Here is a 19,943-nt window from a genome sequence, read left to right as displayed (position 1 = left end):
TATGAACCCATCTTCCGATATTAACTGGGATAGTCTCGGATTTGAATTTTTTCCAACTCGAAGTATGTTTCGGATGGATTCAAATGAATCCGGACAATGGAATAATGGAGGACTTATCCCGTTTGGCGAACTTTCTTTTTCTCCGGCATCGGGTGTATTGAATTATGGTCAAGGTGCTTTCGAAGGCACCAAGGCATTTCGTTCAGTGAAAGATAGAATAGTACTTTTTCGCCCGGATATGAATGCGGAAAGACTGGGTCAATCTGCAAAAAGGTTGGTGATGCCCAAAGTGGAAAAAATTGATTTCCTTAGTGCGGTAGAAATGGTTGTTCGAGATAATGCGGATTTCATTCCACCGTTGGGAAAGGGATCTCTTTATATCAGACCATTATTGTGGGGAACGGGACCTGTGCTTGGAGTTCGTCCTGCTCCAACCTATACATTTATAGTATTTGTAACACCGGTTGGATCTTATTTCAAAAATGGCGTAAAACCTCTCAAGTTAAAAATGACAAGAAATTTTCACCGAGCCGCTCCGCATGGAACCGGAAATGCCAAAGCTATCGGAAACTATGCAGCATCTCTGTTCCCGTTAAAGCTTGCAAAGGAAACAGGTTTTGACGAGGTATTGTATCTGCATGCTGCCGATGAAACACAACTGGAAGAAGTTGGATCTGCAAATGTTTTTATTGTGAAAGACAATGTGATTAAAACACCCAGATTATCAGGATCAATTTTGCCCGGTATTACCAGAAATTCCGTCATCCGAATTGCGAGAGATATTTTGAAATTGGAAGTAGAAGAAACAGAAATAACGATTAAGGACTTATTAGCGGCAGATGAGGCTTTTTGTACCGGAACTGCCGTAGTGGTCACTCCAATTGGCAACATTACCGTTGAAGAAGATGCGCATTCTATTTCCGGTGGTGGAGAAGGAAAAATCACAGCGCAATTAAGAAAAGAAATAGTAGGAATTCAGCGTGAAGAACGTGATGATCCGTTTTGCTGGGTTCACCCAGTAGATAAAGAATCCAATGACGAAAAGTGATAACTGATGCATCCCCGTCGTAAAGCTAGAGAGTGGGTTTTGCAAGGACTGTATTCTATGGCGATTTCTAAAGAAGATAAAGACAAGGTTTTGGCAGATATCCTTGCTCGAGGAAATCCTCAAAAAAAAATTCGATCTTTTGTAGAAAATTTGTTTACCACCTGCGTGGATAAACAAGAATGGTGCGAAGAACAGATCAAGTCGCACCTTCAAAATTGGGATATGGATCGAGTTGCGCTCTTAGATAAACTGGTTCTTATTATGGGAATTTGTGAGATTCATTTCATTGATGAAGTTCCTCCAAAAGTAGCAATTTCAGAAGCGATTGAGATTGCTAAAATATTTAGCACGGATGAAAGCGCATCTTTTGTGAATGGAATTTTAGATGCAGTGTATAAGAATACCAAAGCAGAAAAAACGGTATTGAATGAATCAGAAAGAGAATAACTCCTCATTTTGGGAAGAAAAATATTTGGATAATAGTCTTGGTTGGGATTTAGGAGGTCCTACACCAATATTTATTCAAATTTCTTCAGAATTTAACCCGGGAAAAATTTGTTTTGTAGGATGCGGGCGAGGTCATGATGCAATACGTTTTGCTCAAAAAGGGTTCGACGTTACAGCCGTTGATTTTGCACCATCAGCGATTCAAGCTGTAAATAACTTAGCAAAAAAATCAAATGTTATAGTTCATGCAGTTCAGGCCGATATATTTTCTTTAACACCTAAATACTCCGAAACGTTTGACTACATTATTGAGCAAACATGTTTTTGTGCTATGCATCCTAATTACCGGATCAATTATGAAACATTAGTGAAATCAATTTTAAAACCCGGAGGGCACTTGATTGGGCTTTGGTTTCCATTAGACAAAACCATTAATGAAGGTGGGCCTCCTTGGGGAACAAGTGTGGAAGAAGTAAAAACACTCTTTAATTCTGGTTGGAAAATAAAAAAGGAAGAATTTCCGGAACTATCAATTGAACGAAGAAAAGGCCGAGAAAAATTGATTATTTTCAAAAAAGAATAACAGCTTAACTTCTTTTTACACCATTAAATTTCAAACTAACTTTGAGGTCATGATTTCAAATTATAATATCGCAAACATCGCGGATAAATAATTCTATTTGCAAAGTATATTGACACTCAGAACCCATTAAATTAATTAGATGTTTCAGAATACCTTAAAGAAAATGTTCGGCACTCACTCTGATCGTGCCATCACGAAATTAAACCCTCTAGTTGAGGATATTAATCGCGTTGCGGAGTCGCTCCTTTCGAAAAGTGATGAAGAGTTGGTTGCGCGAACACGCGAATTTCAATCTGAATTTTCCGAGATTGAATCATCCATTCGCTCATCTATGGAAGAGAAAGCAGCAGATGATGTTCTGGAAGCAGTCCGGGAAGCGCAAAACATTAAATTAGAAGAAATTCTCCCAGAAGCCTTTGCGATGGTGAAAGATACTTGCCGAAGATTATGTGGTCAATCATGGAATGTGGTTGGGCTCGAAACCGATTGGCAAATGATTCCTTATGATGTTCAGCTGGCTGGCGCGTTGATTCTTAACAAAGGTTCTGTAGCGGAAATGAAAACAGGCGAAGGAAAAACTTTGGTTGCTACCATGCCTATTTACTTGAATGCGCTTAGCGGAAAAGGTGTGCATGTGATTACGGTGAACGACTATTTGGCACAGCGTGATGCAGAGTGGATGGGCGAAATATATAAACGGCTAGGACTTAGTGTTGGTTTTATTCTGAATTCCATGGACAATTCAAAACGTAGAGAAATGTATGGATGTGATGTAACCTACGGCACGAATAATGAATTTGGGTTTGATTATTTACGAGATAACATGGCCCTTCGTCCGGAAGACCAAGTACAACGAGGACATAATTTTGCAGTTGTAGATGAAGTAGATAGTGTTCTGATTGATGAAGCACGAACACCTTTAATTATTTCTGGCGCAGTAGATGCCCCCGTGGATAAAACGTTTACTGAACTTCGGCCGCTGGTGCAAAGTCTAGTGAAAAGACAGCAATCGCTTGTATCGTCTTTACTTTCAGAAGCAGAAGCTTTTATGAAAGTGGAAAAGGATGATGATGCAGGATATAAATTGCTTCAAGCAACTCGTGGAATGCCAAAGCATCGTCAATTGTTAAAAGTGTTTCAGGAACAGGGGACGAAAAAGCTTGCACACAACGCAGAATCTGAACTGCTTCGCGATAAAAAACTCCACGAAGCAGATGAAGATCTTTATTTCAGCATTGATGAAAAAACGCATGTTATTGATATTACGGATAAGGGTAGAGAAACGATTGCACCTGACAATCCCGAAGCGTTCGTAATCCCGGACCTTGGTGAATTACTTCATGAAATTGACGAGCAAGAAGATTTGTCTAGTTTAGAAAAAGACCAAGAAAAGGAAAAAGTACACCAACTTCATGCCGAACGCAGTGGAAAGATTCATAATATCACACAATTGTTGAGAGCATTCACAATGTATGAAAAAGATGTGGAGTATGTTGTGGATAGCGGTAAAGTGTTAATTGTAGATGAATTTACCGGAAGAGTACTTCCCGGCAGACGCTATAGCGATGGACTTCACCAAGCACTGGAAGCCAAAGAAAGTGTAACGGTGGAGCGTGAAACCCAAACGCTGGCAACTATTACGATTCAGAATTATTTTAGACAATATGGAAAACTCTCGGGCATGACGGGCACTGCTGTAACTGAAGCGGATGAATTTGGCAGCATTTATAAATTGGAAGTCATGGAAATTCCACCCAACAAAGAAATTATACGCGATGACCGGAATGATTACGTGTATAAAACAAAACGGGAAAAATTCAATGCGGTGATTGATGAAATTGAAGAGTGTAATAAACGGGGACAGCCTGTGCTTGTTGGAACCATTTCGGTGGAAGTTTCGGAATTGTTATCTCGAATGCTAAAAAGAAAAGGTGTCGTTCATAATGTTTTGAATGCCAAGCAGCATCGCAGCGAAGCGGAAATTGTAACATTGGCCGGACAAAAAAGCGCTGTGACAATTGCGACTAACATGGCCGGGCGAGGGACAGATATTAAATTGGACAAAGGAGTAATTGAACTTGGCGGTCTTCATATCATTGGTACGGAACGACATGAATCCAGACGGATTGATCTTCAGCTCAAAGGAAGATCCGGTCGACAGGGTGATCCCGGTTCATCACGGTTTTATCTGAGCTTAGAAGATGACCTTATGCGCTTATTTAATAGTGAACGGATTGCCAGCATCATGGACAAAATGGGCGTGGAAGAAGGAGAAGTTATTACGCATGGCATGGTAACACGCGCAATTGAAAATGCACAGAAAAAAGTGGAAGAGCGAAATTTCGGTATCCGAAAACATCTACTCGAATATGACGATGTTATGAACCAACAACGTCAAATTGTCTATAATATCCGTAATCAAGCACTGAACGGTGAAAATGTTAAAGAATTTATTCAAGATTTAATGGAAGATTTTATTGATAATGAGATAGACCGCCAGGAATCTGAAGATCCTTATGGTTGGGATTGGGAAGGATTAAAACAAAATTTGGCGTCTCATTTACTTGTTGACGTTGGTTTACAGAAAATTGAAACCAACAAAGGAACTACCATATCAGCAAATGATGTTCATGCTTTTGTTCTTGACAGAGCAAAGGACGTTTACACTGCAAGAGAATCCCTTATCCCGGAAGATGCTATGCGGGGCTTTGAACGGTTTGTGGTTTTAAGAACGATGGACGATAAATGGAAAGACCATCTTTATGCCATGGATCAAATTCGAGAAGGTATCAATTTGCGTGCGTACGGACAAAAAAACCCGTTGTTGGAATATAAATCGGAAGGTTTCGCGTTATTTTCTAACATGATGAATACTACAACAGCTGAAACTGTTCAACGCTTGTTTCGAACACAAATTAGAGGAATGGAGGGCGCTCCGGCTGTTCAGGAACCTCAATCTCGAAATGTTAGTTTGCAGCACGATGAATCAACCGGAATGGGGTTTTCAGCTCCACGCCAAACCGAACAACCCCGGCAGGGACAACCCAAGCAACCTGTTCATAACGATAAAAAAGTAGGCAGGAATGAAAAAATTAAAGTTGTCAGTCCAAGTGGAAAAGAAGAATGGATTAAACATAAAAAACTTCAGCAATATTTAAATAAAGGATACTCTAGAAGCGTATGAGCATTAAAGATAAAAAAAATAGATGGGGATTTTCGACGCGTGCGATCCACACCGGAAATAAAAGTGACGAACAAACGGGGTCCATTTCGCCACCAATTTATTTGACATCCACTTATAAACAGGATGCAGTTGGAAAAACTCGCGGTTTTGATTATTCCAGAGTTGGCAATCCAAGTCGGCAGCGTTTGGAAGAAAATTTGGCAGCGCTTGAAAGTGGTAAACATGGAATTACATTTGCCACGGGAATGGCAGCATCAACTGCTTTGTTTCAACTTTTTAATAAGGGTGACCATATTCTCATTTCCCGAAATACATACGGCGGGACTTATAGAATGAGCATGGAAGTTCTTCAGAGGCAGGGTATTGAATTTAGTTGGGTAGATACGAGGGACCCCGAACATGTTGCCACCCAAATAAAAGAAAACACAAAGTTGGTATTCGTTGAAACTCCTACGAACCCACTCTTAGAATTGTGTGATTTGGAAGCCATGTCGAACCTATGTAAAAGCAACGGGATTTTACTTAGTGTGGATAATACGTTTATGAGTCCCTATGGTCAGCGTCCATTAGAATTTGGCGTGGATATTGTTATGCATAGCACCACGAAATCTTTAGCAGGACATTCCGACGTATTAGGAGGTGCGCTAATAACAAACAGTTCAAACTTGGCCGAAAAACTTCATTTTATGCAAAAAGCAACCGGTGCGGTTCCAAGTCCTTTTGATTGCTGGATTATTTTACGGTCAACAAAGACACTTGCATTGAGGTACCAAAAAGCATCGGACTCAGCCAACGAACTTGCTGGGTGGCTTTCCAAACAAAAAAAAATATCTGGGCTGATATACCCGGGACTAAAAAGTCATCCTCAATATGCATTGGCATTAAAACAACAAACGACACCGGATGGTACTCCGATTTTTGGAAACATGATTTCGTTCGATTTAGGTTCAATCAAAATGCGGGATTCCTTTTTGGAAAAACTACAGTTGTTTACTTTGGCTGAGAGTTTGGGCGGTGTGGAAAGCCTTGTATGTTGTCCCTATCATATGACACATGCAGCAATCCCAAAGGATTCAAAATTAAAAATGGGTATTACCGAATCCTTAATAAGATTATCCGTAGGTGTTGAAGATACGGTTGATTTAAAGTCTGACCTTTTGACCGCTTTTAATTAAAACAAGGTGTTTATTGAAGATTTGATCTAAATCACATGCTCAGGATTGTTTTTGGTAAATAGGATGTCATGAAATAACTTTCGCCACTTTCTCAAGAACAGTTGTGGGTGATTATTCCCCTGAAAACAAGGAAATTTGGTAAAATACTATGAAACAAACAACACGACTAATGCAGTTATTAATTACAATTGCTCTGGCTATAATTAGCCAAGCGCCTCTCTATGCTGATACCGTTACGGTTTCAATTGGTGAGGTTGAATTTGATGGGTATCCAACTTCTGTGACGGTGCCGGTTATGGTGAACAATCCATCCAATACTGTGGGTGGAATCCAATTTGATATTACAGGTTCCCCGGATATTGTTGACCTTACTACTGTTTCCGGTACGGGAAATGCATCCGGATTTACCGCATCATTCACCACATATTCAAATGGGACGAATAGAATATTGTTTTACAATGGAACAGGAATAAGCCCGATTCCGGCGAATTCCGACACTGTGTTATTACTTATTTATGATGCTTCTAGCATTGCATCATCCGTAATAGAATTGCCCATTTCCAACCTTGTCGTTACGGATTCGGCCGGAGTGGCTCTCCCATCAGTTGGCGTGGACGGAAAAATTGAAATTGGGAATGTTGTATCTTTTAGTATGGATTCAGATTCAGGTGATATTACAGATTTAGTTACGCTTCACATTTCAATGGTAAATGATGGTGCTGTTGGCGGCTTTCAGTTTGACTTGGTGGATGAACCGGAATATTTAACTTTGGATTCTGTTTGGCTTGCCACCCGTACGGAAAATTTTACTTTATCTACTTCAAACCAATCCAATGGAACGCGATTTATAATTTACAATTCCGGTAATAATAACGTTGCTGCTGGAAGTGGCGAAGTATTGAATGTTCGTTTTCGGATCGACTCATTAGCTTATGTAGGAGAGGTTGAGGTACAAATTGAAAACCCGGTCGCTTCTGATAGTATTGGCGGTTCTTATTGGATTTCTGAAGCTACAAGCGGGTCCGTAAATGTTTGGCCGGGATATTTAGACAGACCACATTCGTTAACTGCTTCATCTGGAGAAGATGCCCAAGTAACTCTGACTTGGAGTATACCAGGATCCGGCGGTGGTGGAGGTGGCGGAGGCGGAACCGACGAACTTCCAATTGACCAAGGGTTTGAAGATGGCGAATTTGGGAACTGGGCAACTATTCAAGGTGGCGGAACACCGGGAGATGCGACAACAGGGCCGAATTCCTATTGGCATATTTCAGATGGAAATCCAAATACCGGGACATACAACGCTCAGGTAGATTGGGGATTTAATATTGACACATGGCTTATGACACCTTCGCTTGATTTAAGTAGTGAAACTTCTGTTTCACTTGGATTTTTTTGGAATTCGAGTTATACATGGCACGTGACCAACGACAATGGTGATTTATTTGTTAAAGTCAGCACCGATGGTGGAACCACTTGGGGTAATTATCTTTGGACTTTCGGAGACATAGGCGAATGGGAAGATTTTACTTGGTATGAAACAAATTTAGATCTTTCCGCTTATGCCGGAGAAAGTAATGTTATAGTCGGCTTTCATGTGGTTGCGGATGATAATGGTGCCATTTATATGGATGATGTAACAATTACTGGATCAGATGATTTAATAGCTGGTTTCGGTACAATTTTTTCCGCAAGGAATTCAGAACCATTATCTTCAGAATTAAAAACTTTAGCATTATCTAACGGAAACCCGACATTTCCCAATACAAGAGAAACAAATCGCGATTTATCAGGTTACAATATTTATCGGTCCACAACATCACCTGTAGATGTTTCTTCTTTGAATTTCATTTCATCAGTCGGCGCATCTGCCGAGACTTATGAGGATACCGATGTCAGTAATGGTGTTGATTACCATTATGTTGTGACTGCTGATTATGGCGATATGGGTGAATCCGGTCCATCTAATGAAGCAACCGGTACCCCTGTCGAGTGGGTTGAAATTGGAATTGGTAGCGGTGAAGCACTTTCAGGTCATCCGGATACTTTGGATCTCACAATTAATAATGACGGCGGAATTTCATCCTTTGGATTTATAGTAGCAGATGTCCCGGACAAACTAATTGCTGTTGATGTATTGACTTCTGACAGAACCAATGGGTGGATTGTAGATGTGGCGGAGAACTCTGATGGTGAATTTGAAGTAACAGGATTTTCGGCCACAGGAAGTCTTTTGGGATCTGGAAACGGTGCGGTTTGTAAAGTTGTAGTTACACCGTTTAGCCTTGAGGCTTTGACGCTGAATCTAACGATCACCGGCGCAGAAATTGTTGATGCCAATGGGAATGAAATGCCGTGGTCTTCAAATGCAGGTATTTTTGAGATTGATGTTGAGACGCAATCATTAATGTTATTAAATAATTATGGTGATCCGGGTCAATCAGTATCTTTGTCGCTACTGCTCAATAATACTCAAAATGTACATGCTGTCCAGTTTAATATTGATGATGGTGGTGCCGGATATGTTGTTGGCTCATCCGTGAATGTGACGAATGCGACGAATGGTTGGCAGATTAGTGGTGCGATTGTTGGTGGAACTTATCAAATTTTACTTTTTGATCTCTCAGGCAATAATGGAATTGGTCCCGGCACAACGCATTTAGCGGATATCGAGTTTGCAATTTCAAGCTTTGCCCCAACCGGATCGGCTGTCATTGTTAACATTTCAGATGTGAGCATGACAGATGCTAGCTCGGTGGAAATGTATGTGGAATCATATCCTGCGTCAATCGGGGTTGGAGTTCCGGAAGCTATTTTTACCATTACGGATATTGTGACGACTGCATCGGGTAAGGTGAGTGGTTATTCTATTGGGCTCGCAAACACAGCGACTGTGGGATATTTTGAAGTAAAAGTCATTGATTTACCAAATGCGTTACTTGCTATTGATGTTCAGCCTACTACTAGATTATCAGGAGGAACAACAGGTTCCGGATCTATCGGTCCTGGTTCAGGTGAAATTGAAACAGGCGATGCATACATTTGGGGTTATTTCAATTCAGGAGGCATTGCACCGGGCACGGGGGCGATTGCAGATGTAACAGTCTATGTTGATGAAACGTCCGGATATTTTGGTAGCGCAATGTTAATGATAACTCATACAGCTGCCACGAATGAAAGCCAACAAGTTCTGTATTCTATGGGAATGGGACAAAGTAGTGTGGCATTAGCCACGGATACTGAAACAAATGTTATCCCAAAAACATTTAGCCTACATCAGAATTATCCAAATCCCTTTAACCCGGCAACCATTGTATCTTACGATTTACCAAAGGCATCTGATGTCCGTCTTACCGTGTATGATATGATGGGAAGACAAGTTAAAGTTTTAATTCAGGGGCATGAGTCTGCTGGTAGAAAACAAGTCGCATGGAATGGAACGGATGAAAAAGGTCGAGCAGTTAGTGCAGGTGTTTATCTTTACAGGATTAACACAGGATATCACTCCGCTACTCGAAAAATGCTTCTCATGAAATAATCCGTAACTGTTTATTAGTATTATTTAAAAGGGCTGACTTTCTCAGCCCTTTTTTGTTTCTGTGCGCTATGAATGGATGTAATTTCCGCGTCTGAGTAATGCCGCGGTGGTGGAATTGGTAGACACGCTAGATTTAGGATCTAGTGCTCTCAAAGCGTGAAGGTTCGAGTCCTTTCCGCGGCACAAATATATGTATGATACATGACACCATTTGATCCGATAAATCCTCCAAAGGATAAACAATCCATATTGAAAGTTGTAGTCCACAGCTTTTTTGTGGTTCCTCTAATTATTGCGGGGTTTGCATTGTTGGTGTTTCTCATGGTGCGGATACTTACGGATGAACCTCGGACGGCAGAAGATTACTTGGTAGATGTAAAAGTAGGCGGTAACACCAAACGGTGGCAAGGCGCCTTTGAATTATCTAAAATATTATCCAATCCCAAATTAGTTCCAAATGATCCACGGTTTGAGGAAGAAATGATATCAGCATTTGAGTATGCTAAACACGATCGTGACCCTCGAGTAAGACAATATTTAGCTTTGGCAATGGGGCAACCAGGGAAAACAGCTTATTTACAACCTCTAATCAATGCATTAAATGATGATGAGGTTATCATTGCATCAGCTACGAGAGCAATTGGCCTTATCGGTAGTTCGGACGGCGTTCAACCACTAATAGAATTACTGGAACATTCCTTACCACAAGTTAAACTGCAGGCAGTTATTGGTTTAGGGATTATTGGTGAAAGATCTGCAATTCCGCATTTAATACGAACACTTGAAGATTTAGAACCAAATATTCGTTGGGATTCAGCGATTGCTTTAGCAAAGATGCAAAATAATGCCGGAAAGAAAATTTTATTAGACCTCTTGGATAGAAGTTATTTAGATTCTTTTCCAAATATTGATGCTGGAGAGCAAGATCAGGCTATTTTGATTACTGTGAAAGCTTCGCGGTGGATTTTGGATCCTGAATTAAAACAATCATTAATAAAGCTAAGAGATTTCGATAGAAATCTGCATATACGAAATGCGGCTAGAAAGATATTGAAGGAAAAAGAAAGTTAGATTTTCAAATGGTAGATATTGAAAAGAAAACCGTCACAAAAGATCCCGGTCGAAGACCACCGGCTGCACTAGAACATTCAAAAGAATCCAAAGACGTAACTAGGAGATCCTTTTTTTCCTGGCTTTCTTTCGGCTGGTTGGCATTTGTTGCAGCAACGGGTGGCTTTTTTACCATGATGCTTCGATTCTTTTTTCCTAATGTTCTGTTTGAGCCGGAGCAAACCTTTCGAGCTGGGTTCCCGGATGATTATGTCAAGGGCGATGTTGATTTACGGTGGAAAGATAAATATGGCGTGTGGATGGTACGGAATGACGAAGGGATTTATGCTCTTTCAACTGTGTGCACACATTTAGGTTGCACGCCAAATTGGCTCCCCAATGAACGCAAATTTAAGTGTCCCTGCCATGGTAGCGGATTTCAGGCTTCTGGAATTAATTTTGAAGGACCCGCTCCCCGTCCACTTGAACGATATAGAATTGTATTGGCAGATGACGGGCAAATTATTGTAGATAAAACACGAAAGTTTCAACAGGAAAAAGGACAATGGTCTGATCCTGAGGCATTATTAAAGGTATAATACTCTATGGCTGAAAACAAAAAGAAACCTTTTTTAGAAAGGGCAAAAGAAACTCCGGTATGGAAATCAATTTTCCGCGGAGGTGGTGTTCCAAAAAGTCGCCGTCAGCGAATGATGGCAGTGCTGAATTCAGTATTTCTTCATCTTCATCCGGTTCGTCTTCCCAAACATGCAGTAAAGCTAAAGTTTACTTGGTGCATGGGTGGTCTATCTTTTTTCATATTCCTAATTTTGACAATTTCTGGAATTTTACTCATGTTTTATTATAGACCGACAATTGAATATGCATATACGGATATTATTGATCTTGGCGAACAAGTTCCTTTCGGAATTATGCGCGAAGTACATCGTTGGGGCGCACATGCTATGGTGATAACGGTTTGGCTGCATATGTTCCGTGTGTTTATGACAGGTTCATACAAACCGCCGAGAGAATTTAATTGGGCGGTTGGGGTAATTTTATTGCTATTAACATTGTTGCTTAGTTTTACCGGTTATCTATTGCCATGGGATCAGCTGGCAATTTGGGCGATTACGGTTGGATCTAATATGGCGCGGGCAACACCTTTTCTTGGGCACGAAGGTCCGGGCGCAGCCATGCTGGCAATCGGTGATATTAATTTTGTTACCATGGCTAGTGATGTCAGATTTGCTCTTATCGGTGGACGATTTATGGGCGAAGCGGCATTGTTAAGATTTTATGTTCTCCACTGTATCGGCCTTCCATTTATTATCATGATATTTATGGCAGTACATTTTTGGCGCGTTAGAAAGGATGGGGGAATTTCCACTCCTGTGTAGATTATGGAAGCATTTAAAGACCTTGTAAATACCCTGTCAAACCCGACCATTCTTTTTACGATCACGGTGACATCGTTCTTTTTTATTTTCCCTCCATCGGAATGGTTTGATAAATGGCATAGACGCTTAGGGCTTCATCTTATTTGGACGAAAAAAGGTTTCATCATAATTACTACTGCAATGATTGGATTTTTTATCATTGGATTAAATGATCCTAATTTTCGAGCGATTGTTTTAAAACCTGATAATGTACCGATATCAGGTCTCATTTTTCTTTTATTTTTCTTTACCTGGCTTTCTATGCGACAAGCGTATCGAAATGACGAAAGAATGTTAGCCGGTGAGAAACCGGATGAATATTATGATCCGCCTAATGATAAAGTATTGGTATGGCCGGATTTGGTTTATGTAGAATTTATTGCTCTGATTCTGTTTTCAGCATTTTTGATGGTTTGGTCTATCGGATTACCGGCACCTATCGAAGAACCTGCGAATCCAACGGAATCACCCAATCCCGCTAAAGCACCCTGGTATTTTTTGGGTCTACAGGAATTGCTCGTATATTTTGATCCGTGGCTTGCAGGTGTATTGTTCCCGTCATTAATTATAGTCGGTTTAATGGCGATTCCATTTTTGGATAGAAATCCTGAAGGATCGGGATATTATAGTTATAAAAATAGAAAATTTTCGATTGCAATGTTCATGTTTGGTTGGTTGATTTTGTGGAATATGCTAATTATTGTCGGCACTTTTTTACGCGGTCCCAATTGGAATTTCTTTGGTCCGTTTGAATATTGGGATATTCATAAACTGGCACCCCTAACCAATATTAATTTATCCGAATTTGTATATGTGAAATGGCTTCATTCCGCATTGCCGGAAAATATACTACTTCGTGAAATATGGGGATTTGCTGTTTTGGGAATCTATTTCCTAATTTTACCTCCGCTGTTAGCAAAGACACTCTTAAAACGATTTTACAATGATTTGGGATCTTTTCGATATTCAATTTTCGTAATTCTCCTCCTTACCACAATTATGCTACCCGTTAAGATGTATTTAAGATGGATTTTCAATCTCAAATACATTATTGCAATTCCTGAGTATTTTTTCAATATCTGACCTTTATGCATCAATCTCAAGAACGTCATTACAATATTCTAAAGTTGAACAAATGGTTCGCTATTTCAAGCTTACTGTTCACCTTTGTTTGGTTATTGGTGTTTGCGAATGACTTTAATCGCCAATGGAAACCATACCAAAAAACTTTCCGAAAATTAGAAATAGAAAAAATTCGATTGGATCTTAGTGCTGCTGAAAAAGAATTGGCTTCTAACGAGAAATATGATCTTGTTTCTTCAGAGCTTCAAGATGCTGAGAATGAATTGTCTTCCAATGAGGATAAACTTAATTCATTTCAAATCACTATTGACACGTTAAAAGCTGAACAGTATCGCATGAATCAGCTTTATCAATTTTCAAAAGCACTCTACGATGCTCAGAAATATACTGTTGAGCAGGCAATGTTTGGTCATGGAGAGAAACAAGTCGAGGCTGCGAAGTTGAATCGGTTAAAAGAGGAAACTCTAACCTTTAAAATGGATTTGGAATCCATAGAATCGTATCTCGAAACAGAAGAAGAATCCGTAAAGAAAATTCAGTCAAATGTTAAAAAGGCCAAAGATCGAGTTGGGCGAGTTAAACGGTCTAAAGTTCTCCTAGAACGTAGATTGAAAAAAACTGATCCGGAAGCGATGTCATTTGCCAATAAAATTGGGAATGTGGTGCGCGATTTACCAATCCTTGATTTCATTAACCCGTATTACGAAGTGAAACAAGTTGTGGTAAAGGATTTAAAAGATGACCTTATTTTCTTGGATGTCCCGAAGGTTGATCGATGTGTGACGTGTCATCTTGGAATTGATAAACCCGGATTTGAGGATGCACAACAACCCTATACAACTCATCCGGATTTAGAAAAATATATAGCACCAAATTCTGCACATCCGATGAAGGAATTTGGTTGCACAACCTGCCATATGGGGCGTGGACGTGGTACCGATTTTATTTCAAGTGTACATTATCCCGATTCTGAAGAACAGAAGAAAGAATGGGAAGAAAAATATCATTGGCACAAACTTCACCATTGGAGTGAGCCAATGCTGCCAATGAGCCTAGTGGAAGCATCGTGTTATAAATGTCATAGTGGAACCATGCCTGTAAAGGGGGCGCCGAAATTAAGTCTTGGACTCGCCATCGTAGAAAAAGGTGGCTGTTTTGGTTGCCATCAGATAGATCGTTGGGAAGAAACTCCAAAATCTGGTCCCGGACTAAAAAAGATTGCGTCTAAGACAACCAAAGATTTTGCATATAAGTGGATTTATGCTCCACGGGAATTCCGCCACGACACATGGATGCCGCATTTTTTCAAACAAATTAATTCCAATAATGAAGAATCGATCAAACGTACAAATCAGGAAATCCATGCTATTGTGACATTTCTGTTTAATCAGAGCGAATCATACAAAATGGATCGAGTATCGACGGGGAATATAGAAAACGGCAGAATGTTGGTGAATTCTCTCGGTTGTAAAGGATGCCATCGCATGGAAGAAGATTCTGAAAGCGAGTGGGAAACTTCCTTTAATTCAATGCGCCGCCAACAAGGTCCCAATCTAATTCATTTAGGATCCAAGACTTCCCAGCGTTGGGTTTACAATTGGATTAGAAATCCCCAAGGATATCATCCTGAATCCAAAATGCCGAATCTTCGTTTAAATAAACAAGAAGCAGCTGATATATCTGCCTTTTTAGTGTCCAATCGGAATGAAGAATTTGATAGTCAAATTATTCCAGATTTAAATGAAGGCGAACTAAATAAAATTGTAAAATCGTTCCTAGAACAAACTAGGCGTAAAAAAGAGGTGGATTCTGTTCTTGATACAATGGATATCAATCATAAACTAAATTTTGCGGGAGAAAAGTTGGTAAGTCATTATGGTTGTTTTGGATGTCATGATATTAGCGGGTTTGAAAATGCGAAACCAATTGGCACTCCACTTTCTATCGAGGGAAGTAAATTAATTACCAAACTAGATTTTGGTTATTTGCATGATGAAATTGATCACACAAAATGGGATTGGTTTCGTTTGAAATTAGATAATCCCCGTATTTATGATATGATTCCGCAAGGAGAACAGAATTATGAAATGAAAGTGAAGCGTCCGTTGGAAAAAATGCGTATGCCTCATTTTGGATTAAATGAAGACGAACTTGATGCAATTGTTACGGTTATTATGGGGTGGGTTGATGACGAACTTCCCGCTGATAAACTACCTCCCAGAACAACGCGTAATATGGTGGTTGAGGAGGGTGAACGTCTTCTCCAAACGTATAATTGCAAAGGGTGTCATAATATTGATGGAGATGGTGGCGCTATATTATCGACTGTCGCTGAATGGTTGGAAGAAGTTGGAGGCACAGAATCTGCGGAAGACGCAAACCTAGTCCAATCTTTTGGTCCACCAATTTTAAATTCTGAAGGGAAAAAAGTTCAACCTACTTGGTTATATAATTTTTTCAAGAATCCAATCATGATTCGACCGAATTTACAGGTTCGAATGCCCAGTTTTAATATGATATCCAATAATGATTGGAATAAAATGATAAAGTATTTTCAGTATAAAGATGACCAAATGTTGGCGTATGAAAATCCTCATAAGGTTAATAGAAATTCAACAAAGTATAAAGCAGGAAAAGTAATTCAGGAATTAGGCGCCTGTAATAATTGTCATTTTTATGGATCTAAAAAACCAAAACAGGCGGCGCTAACATGGGCTCCAAATCTGGCGTTGACCAAAGAGAGATTACGTCCCGGATGGGTTGTAGATTGGTTACGAGATCCACAGGCTATCATGCCCGGAACCAAAATGCCGGCACCGTATCTTCCGGTTGATGAACCCACTGAAGATGTGCGGTCTAATTGGGGGAAAGATGTTGCCAAATTGCATCCGGATAGCGAGATATTACTCAATGCACTTAGAGATTATCTTTGGGGCTTAGAAGGACGTAAGGATGTTTCATCCATTGTAAAGAAACATTTGAAAGTAGAAGGGTACGGATTTATTGTAGAGGACGAAGAGGATGAGGATTGGTAGCTAGAATCTCAAATCCAATAATTATTAAATAAAAAAGGGGCGAGTAAACTCGCCCCTTTTTTGTAGGAGGGTTGACCCGATTATTTTTTATCGGGTCTCTTAAACGTCAAAATTAATTCTGTTGATTCTTTTCCAATGGTAACACTTTTTTCTAAAATTCCGTATCGTGGGCTAAATTTTTCCTGCCAGGCAATAACTTCATACTGACCGGGAGGAATATCACTAATTTTAAAAGAACCGTCACTCGAAGTTACTGCAAAATAGGGATGATTAAAAACTTGAATATAAGATCTCATCCACGGGTGTACATCGCATTTAACTTTAAACACATCTTCAGCTTTTTCAAATGAAATAACTTTTTCCTTCACAGTTTTAGGCATACCAAAATTGAATTCTTTGTTGACTTTAGGTAATCCATGGATATTGTGCATTGTAGCATCGCTATTTAAGATTTTTACATTCTGACCGGCTATAACTCCAGAAACATGTGGAGAGTACATGCACCCACTTTGATCTAATATGACTGGGTCTGTTGGCGTGTCGCCGTCAAATTTAACATCTTTTAAATATACAAGAACGTTTGCCATATTGCCTTTTTCATCAACAATAAAACTTTCGTTATAAACTTTTGCTTGATGAGACGCACCGCAAACAGGGTCAGAATCCATTCGGACAGCTTTTCTTTTGGGAGCTTTTCCCTCATATTTTACTGTTCCTAACAAATCGCCTGCAATCAACGAAACTGAAAATGAAAAAAGAATTAAAAAACTAGTTTTGTATTTCATATCTGATACAACTCCTTTGGATTGTTCTAAATTAAACCTGCGAATTTAATTGCTCAAATTAACCTAATCAAAGGGTGTTGTTAAAACTAATAATCATCAAAAAGATAATGCAACCTTTGATGCTTGTATTTAATAACACAATAATATTATATTGAGATAATATATTCCACAAAAAATATTTGACATTTTTGTCATTAATAATATAAAGGAAATGAGTGAAAAAGGTATTTATGAATGCAAATTTTTGTTGTTCTAGCGCTTCTCCGAGAGTTATCAAATTGATGTTATTGTTTATATAATGCCCTTGTCAAGGGGCAGAATATTTACTAAGGATGAAATGGATACATGGAATACTGTTTTATCTATGCATGAAAAAACCCGAAGTCAACAAGTTGTAGATGTGTTCCATAGCGGGCTGGCAACTTTGAATATTTCAGCAGAAAAAATTCCACAACTATTTGATATCAATAGACAATTAGAGAAAAGTAGTGGATTTAATGGAGTGTATGTTTCTGGTCTGGAAAATGGAGAAAGTTTTTATTCTCTTTTGGCAAAACGATTATTCCCTATTGGGAATTTTATTAGAGATAAAGGAGATTTGAGTTATACACCCGAACCGGATATGATTCATGATCTGTATGGACATATTCCTTTTTTGATTGATAGAGAATACGCTGACTTTTGTCAAAAAATTGGTGAAGTTGCCTGCATGTTTATTGATAATGAAAAAAAATTCCATCAGTTTGAACGGTTTTTCTGGTTTACCATTGAATTTGGCCTCATCAAAACAGATGACGGCCCCCGTGCATTTGGCGCCGGAATTGCATCGTCTATTGGTGAATGTGACTTTGCACTCAGTGGTGGACCTGAAGTAATTGACTTTGATATTGAACTTATGATTAATCAAGAATTTCGAATCGATGAAATGCAGAACAAGCTATTCATATTAGATAATAAAGAACAGCTTTATGGATGTGTTGAAGAACTGGTTCAGAAAGTAAATACTTGATAGGTTGAAATTGTTTAATAAAAATAAAATTAATACTCAGAGAATTATTTTACGATCGCTTCCAATCTTATTCACGCTCTCTTTTCTGTTGGCTCAAAATAAAGAAAGTGAAATTTTATATAAGGAATATTGCTCCGGATGTCATGGAATAGATGGAAATGGGAACGGAGATTATTCATACCTACTTTATCCAAAACCACGAGACTTGACCAATGGCGTATTCAAAATAAAATCCACTTCTGCCGGCAACCCTCCCACCGATCAGGATCTGTTTACTACAATTCACGATGGAATGCCGGGAACGGCCATGCCGCCCTTCAATTTTTTACAAAAACATGAAATAAAATCTCTGGTTGATATTGTGAAAAAATTCAGTTCAATGAATAATAAAGGTGTTCAAAAAATATCTGTACCGGATGAATTACCCGTAACGAATGAACTCATTGAATTAGGGAGATCAATTTATACAGAAGTTGGTTGCAATATGTGCCATGGGAATACCGGTAAAGGTGATGGATTGTCATCCCAAAAACTGGTGGATTCCCAAGGATATCCAATTATTCCAAAAGATTTTACCAGCGGTGTATACCTGGGCGGGGGAACAAATCGGGATTTATATTTACGATTTGTAGGAGGAATGGATGGAACGCCAATGCCATCCTACGGAAATCTGGCTGAAGTGTTAGGAAAGCCAAAATCCGAAGAGAATAAACTGGCTTGGGCTTTGGTTCATTATGTAAAAAGTCTGGAAACAAAACCAGATAATATATTACAGAATCAAGCAAAAGATAGAAAGCTGGCGGCCGTAAAGACAAGTCGATTTGTCAAACCCGATCAATTTATGGACGCTTCTTTTTCTTTATGGAATCGTGCTAAAACCTATTCCATTCCGATCTCCCGCCTATGGCAAAGTGACAATGTGAATTACCAAATGGTGAATGTGCAGGCTCTTTATAATTCAAAATATATTGCCATCAAAATGGAATGGGAAGATCAGTCCCAAGATCAAGAATTATATCGGGTACAGGATTTTCAGGATGGGGCGGCTATTCAATTCTCACTTGATGGAACCAAAGGATTTCATGGAATGGGGTCTGAAGATCATCCTACAGACATTTGGTTTTGGAAAGCAGAATGGCAAATGCGGACCAATGAAAAAACGGAATCCGATATTGTATTGGCTTACGCCAATCGGATCAGTGATTCAAATGTGAACACTTACCCCACACTCATGAATGATATGGCTTATCTCTCCGGAAGAGATGCAGGAAATATCAATTCTGAATTAGGGAAAACATCGCCTGTCGAAAATGTAACAGCAGTAGGTCCCCAAACGGTAACACCCTTTTCTGAAAATGAACAAAAGGTAATGGGTAATGGCACATGGGACGGACAAAAATGGCAGGTTGTATTTGTCCGCAAACTCCAATCCGATTCAGAACAAAAAGTGAATTTTAAGAAAGACAAATCCTCTCCCATTGCATTTGCGATTTGGAATGGCAGTGAAAAAGATCGGAATGGACAAAAAATGGTTTCAACTTGGTATGAATTAGAACTGAAGGATTAG

General features: G+C 39.4%; 15 protein-coding genes and 1 tRNA gene. 14 read left to right on the top strand and 2 right to left on the bottom strand.

The annotated features are described in order from the left end of the window. The first annotated feature begins 1 nt into the window (after nucleotide 1). The 5 genes from HOD97_02095 to HOD97_02075 all read left to right on the top strand — a co-directional run bounded on the left by HOD97_02095 (nucleotide 2) and on the right by HOD97_02075 (nucleotide 6,437). Nucleotides 2–1,048 carry a branched-chain amino acid aminotransferase gene (locus HOD97_02095; protein MBT4280402.1) on the top strand — a complete coding sequence of 349 codons (1,047 nt, stop codon included), beginning with the start codon at nucleotides 2–4 and terminating at the stop codon, nucleotides 1,046–1,048. Nucleotides 1,049–1,054: 6 nt separating this feature from the next. Further along, nucleotides 1,055–1,495 (top strand): transcription antitermination factor NusB, encoded by a 441-nt coding sequence (gene nusB, locus HOD97_02090; GenBank protein ID MBT4280401.1) that lies wholly within the window; start codon nucleotides 1,055–1,057, stop codon nucleotides 1,493–1,495. Continuing rightward, a complete protein-coding gene (locus HOD97_02085) occupies nucleotides 1,476–2,078 on the top strand; it encodes a methyltransferase domain-containing protein (protein ID MBT4280400.1) in 603 nt (200 codons plus the stop codon). The genes nusB and HOD97_02085 overlap by 20 nt, the downstream gene beginning before the upstream one ends. Before the next feature lie 139 nt (nucleotides 2,079–2,217). After that, complete coding sequence (gene secA, locus HOD97_02080) at nucleotides 2,218–5,262, top strand: preprotein translocase subunit SecA (GenBank protein MBT4280399.1); 3,045 nt, start codon at nucleotides 2,218–2,220, stop codon at nucleotides 5,260–5,262. Further along, the gene (locus HOD97_02075; GenBank protein MBT4280398.1) at nucleotides 5,259–6,437 is read left to right on the top strand and encodes a PLP-dependent transferase; all 1,179 of its coding nucleotides are present in this window, start codon (nucleotides 5,259–5,261) and stop codon (nucleotides 6,435–6,437) included. The genes secA and HOD97_02075 overlap by 4 nt, the downstream gene beginning before the upstream one ends. A gap of 91 nt (nucleotides 6,438–6,528) precedes the next feature. On the opposite strand, the gene HOD97_02070 is transcribed toward HOD97_02075, so the two are convergent. Continuing rightward, nucleotides 6,529–6,594, bottom strand: a complete 66-nt coding sequence (locus HOD97_02070) for a hypothetical protein (protein MBT4280397.1) — start codon at nucleotides 6,592–6,594, stop codon at nucleotides 6,529–6,531. Between HOD97_02070 and HOD97_02065 the strand changes: the two genes are divergently transcribed. From HOD97_02065 to HOD97_02035, 7 genes are all read left to right on the top strand, one after another. Next, nucleotides 6,586–9,975, top strand: coding sequence for a T9SS type A sorting domain-containing protein (locus tag HOD97_02065; GenBank protein MBT4280396.1), 3,390 nt, complete (start codon nucleotides 6,586–6,588; stop codon nucleotides 9,973–9,975). The genes HOD97_02070 and HOD97_02065 overlap by 9 nt on opposite strands. A gap of 100 nt (nucleotides 9,976–10,075) precedes the next feature. Further along, nucleotides 10,076–10,158, top strand: a tRNA-Leu gene (locus tag HOD97_02060). Between the two features lie 18 nt (nucleotides 10,159–10,176). Continuing rightward, nucleotides 10,177–11,046, top strand: coding sequence for a HEAT repeat domain-containing protein (locus HOD97_02055; protein ID MBT4280395.1), 870 nt, complete (start codon nucleotides 10,177–10,179; stop codon nucleotides 11,044–11,046). Nucleotides 11,047–11,054: 8 nt separating this feature from the next. Continuing rightward, nucleotides 11,055–11,624 (top strand): ubiquinol-cytochrome c reductase iron-sulfur subunit, encoded by a 570-nt coding sequence (locus HOD97_02050; protein ID MBT4280394.1) that lies wholly within the window; start codon nucleotides 11,055–11,057, stop codon nucleotides 11,622–11,624. A 6-nt stretch (nucleotides 11,625–11,630) separates the two neighbouring features. Then, complete coding sequence (locus tag HOD97_02045; protein MBT4280393.1) at nucleotides 11,631–12,425, top strand: DUF4405 domain-containing protein; 795 nt, start codon at nucleotides 11,631–11,633, stop codon at nucleotides 12,423–12,425. A 180-nt stretch (nucleotides 12,426–12,605) separates the two neighbouring features. Further along, complete coding sequence (locus HOD97_02040; protein MBT4280392.1) at nucleotides 12,606–13,547, top strand: cytochrome C; 942 nt, start codon at nucleotides 12,606–12,608, stop codon at nucleotides 13,545–13,547. A 5-nt stretch (nucleotides 13,548–13,552) separates the two neighbouring features. Next, nucleotides 13,553–16,582: a c-type cytochrome gene (locus HOD97_02035; protein ID MBT4280391.1), complete on the top strand. Its 3,030-nt coding sequence runs from the start codon at nucleotides 13,553–13,555 to the stop codon at nucleotides 16,580–16,582. An 80-nt stretch (nucleotides 16,583–16,662) separates the two neighbouring features. Here the strand turns inward: HOD97_02035 and HOD97_02030 are convergent, their stop codons facing one another. Continuing rightward, on the bottom strand, nucleotides 16,663–17,367 hold the full coding sequence (locus HOD97_02030; GenBank protein MBT4280390.1) for a hypothetical protein: 705 nt from the start codon (nucleotides 17,365–17,367) through the stop codon (nucleotides 16,663–16,665). Between the two features lie 337 nt (nucleotides 17,368–17,704). Here HOD97_02030 and HOD97_02025 point away from each other — a divergent pair, with 337 nt between their 5' ends. Both HOD97_02025 and HOD97_02020 read left to right on the top strand, forming a co-directional pair. After that, on the top strand, nucleotides 17,705–18,376 hold the full coding sequence (locus HOD97_02025) for a phenylalanine-4-hydroxylase (GenBank protein ID MBT4280389.1): 672 nt from the start codon (nucleotides 17,705–17,707) through the stop codon (nucleotides 18,374–18,376). Between the two features lie 10 nt (nucleotides 18,377–18,386). Next, nucleotides 18,387–19,943 carry a hypothetical protein gene (locus HOD97_02020; protein ID MBT4280388.1) on the top strand — a complete coding sequence of 519 codons (1,557 nt, stop codon included), beginning with the start codon at nucleotides 18,387–18,389 and terminating at the stop codon, nucleotides 19,941–19,943.

Source organism: Candidatus Neomarinimicrobiota bacterium, from assembly GCA_018651745.1.
GTDB lineage: Bacteria > Fidelibacterota > Marinisomatia > Marinisomatales > TCS55 > JAAZYX01.
This window is presented reverse-complemented; position numbering and strand designations above follow the sequence as displayed.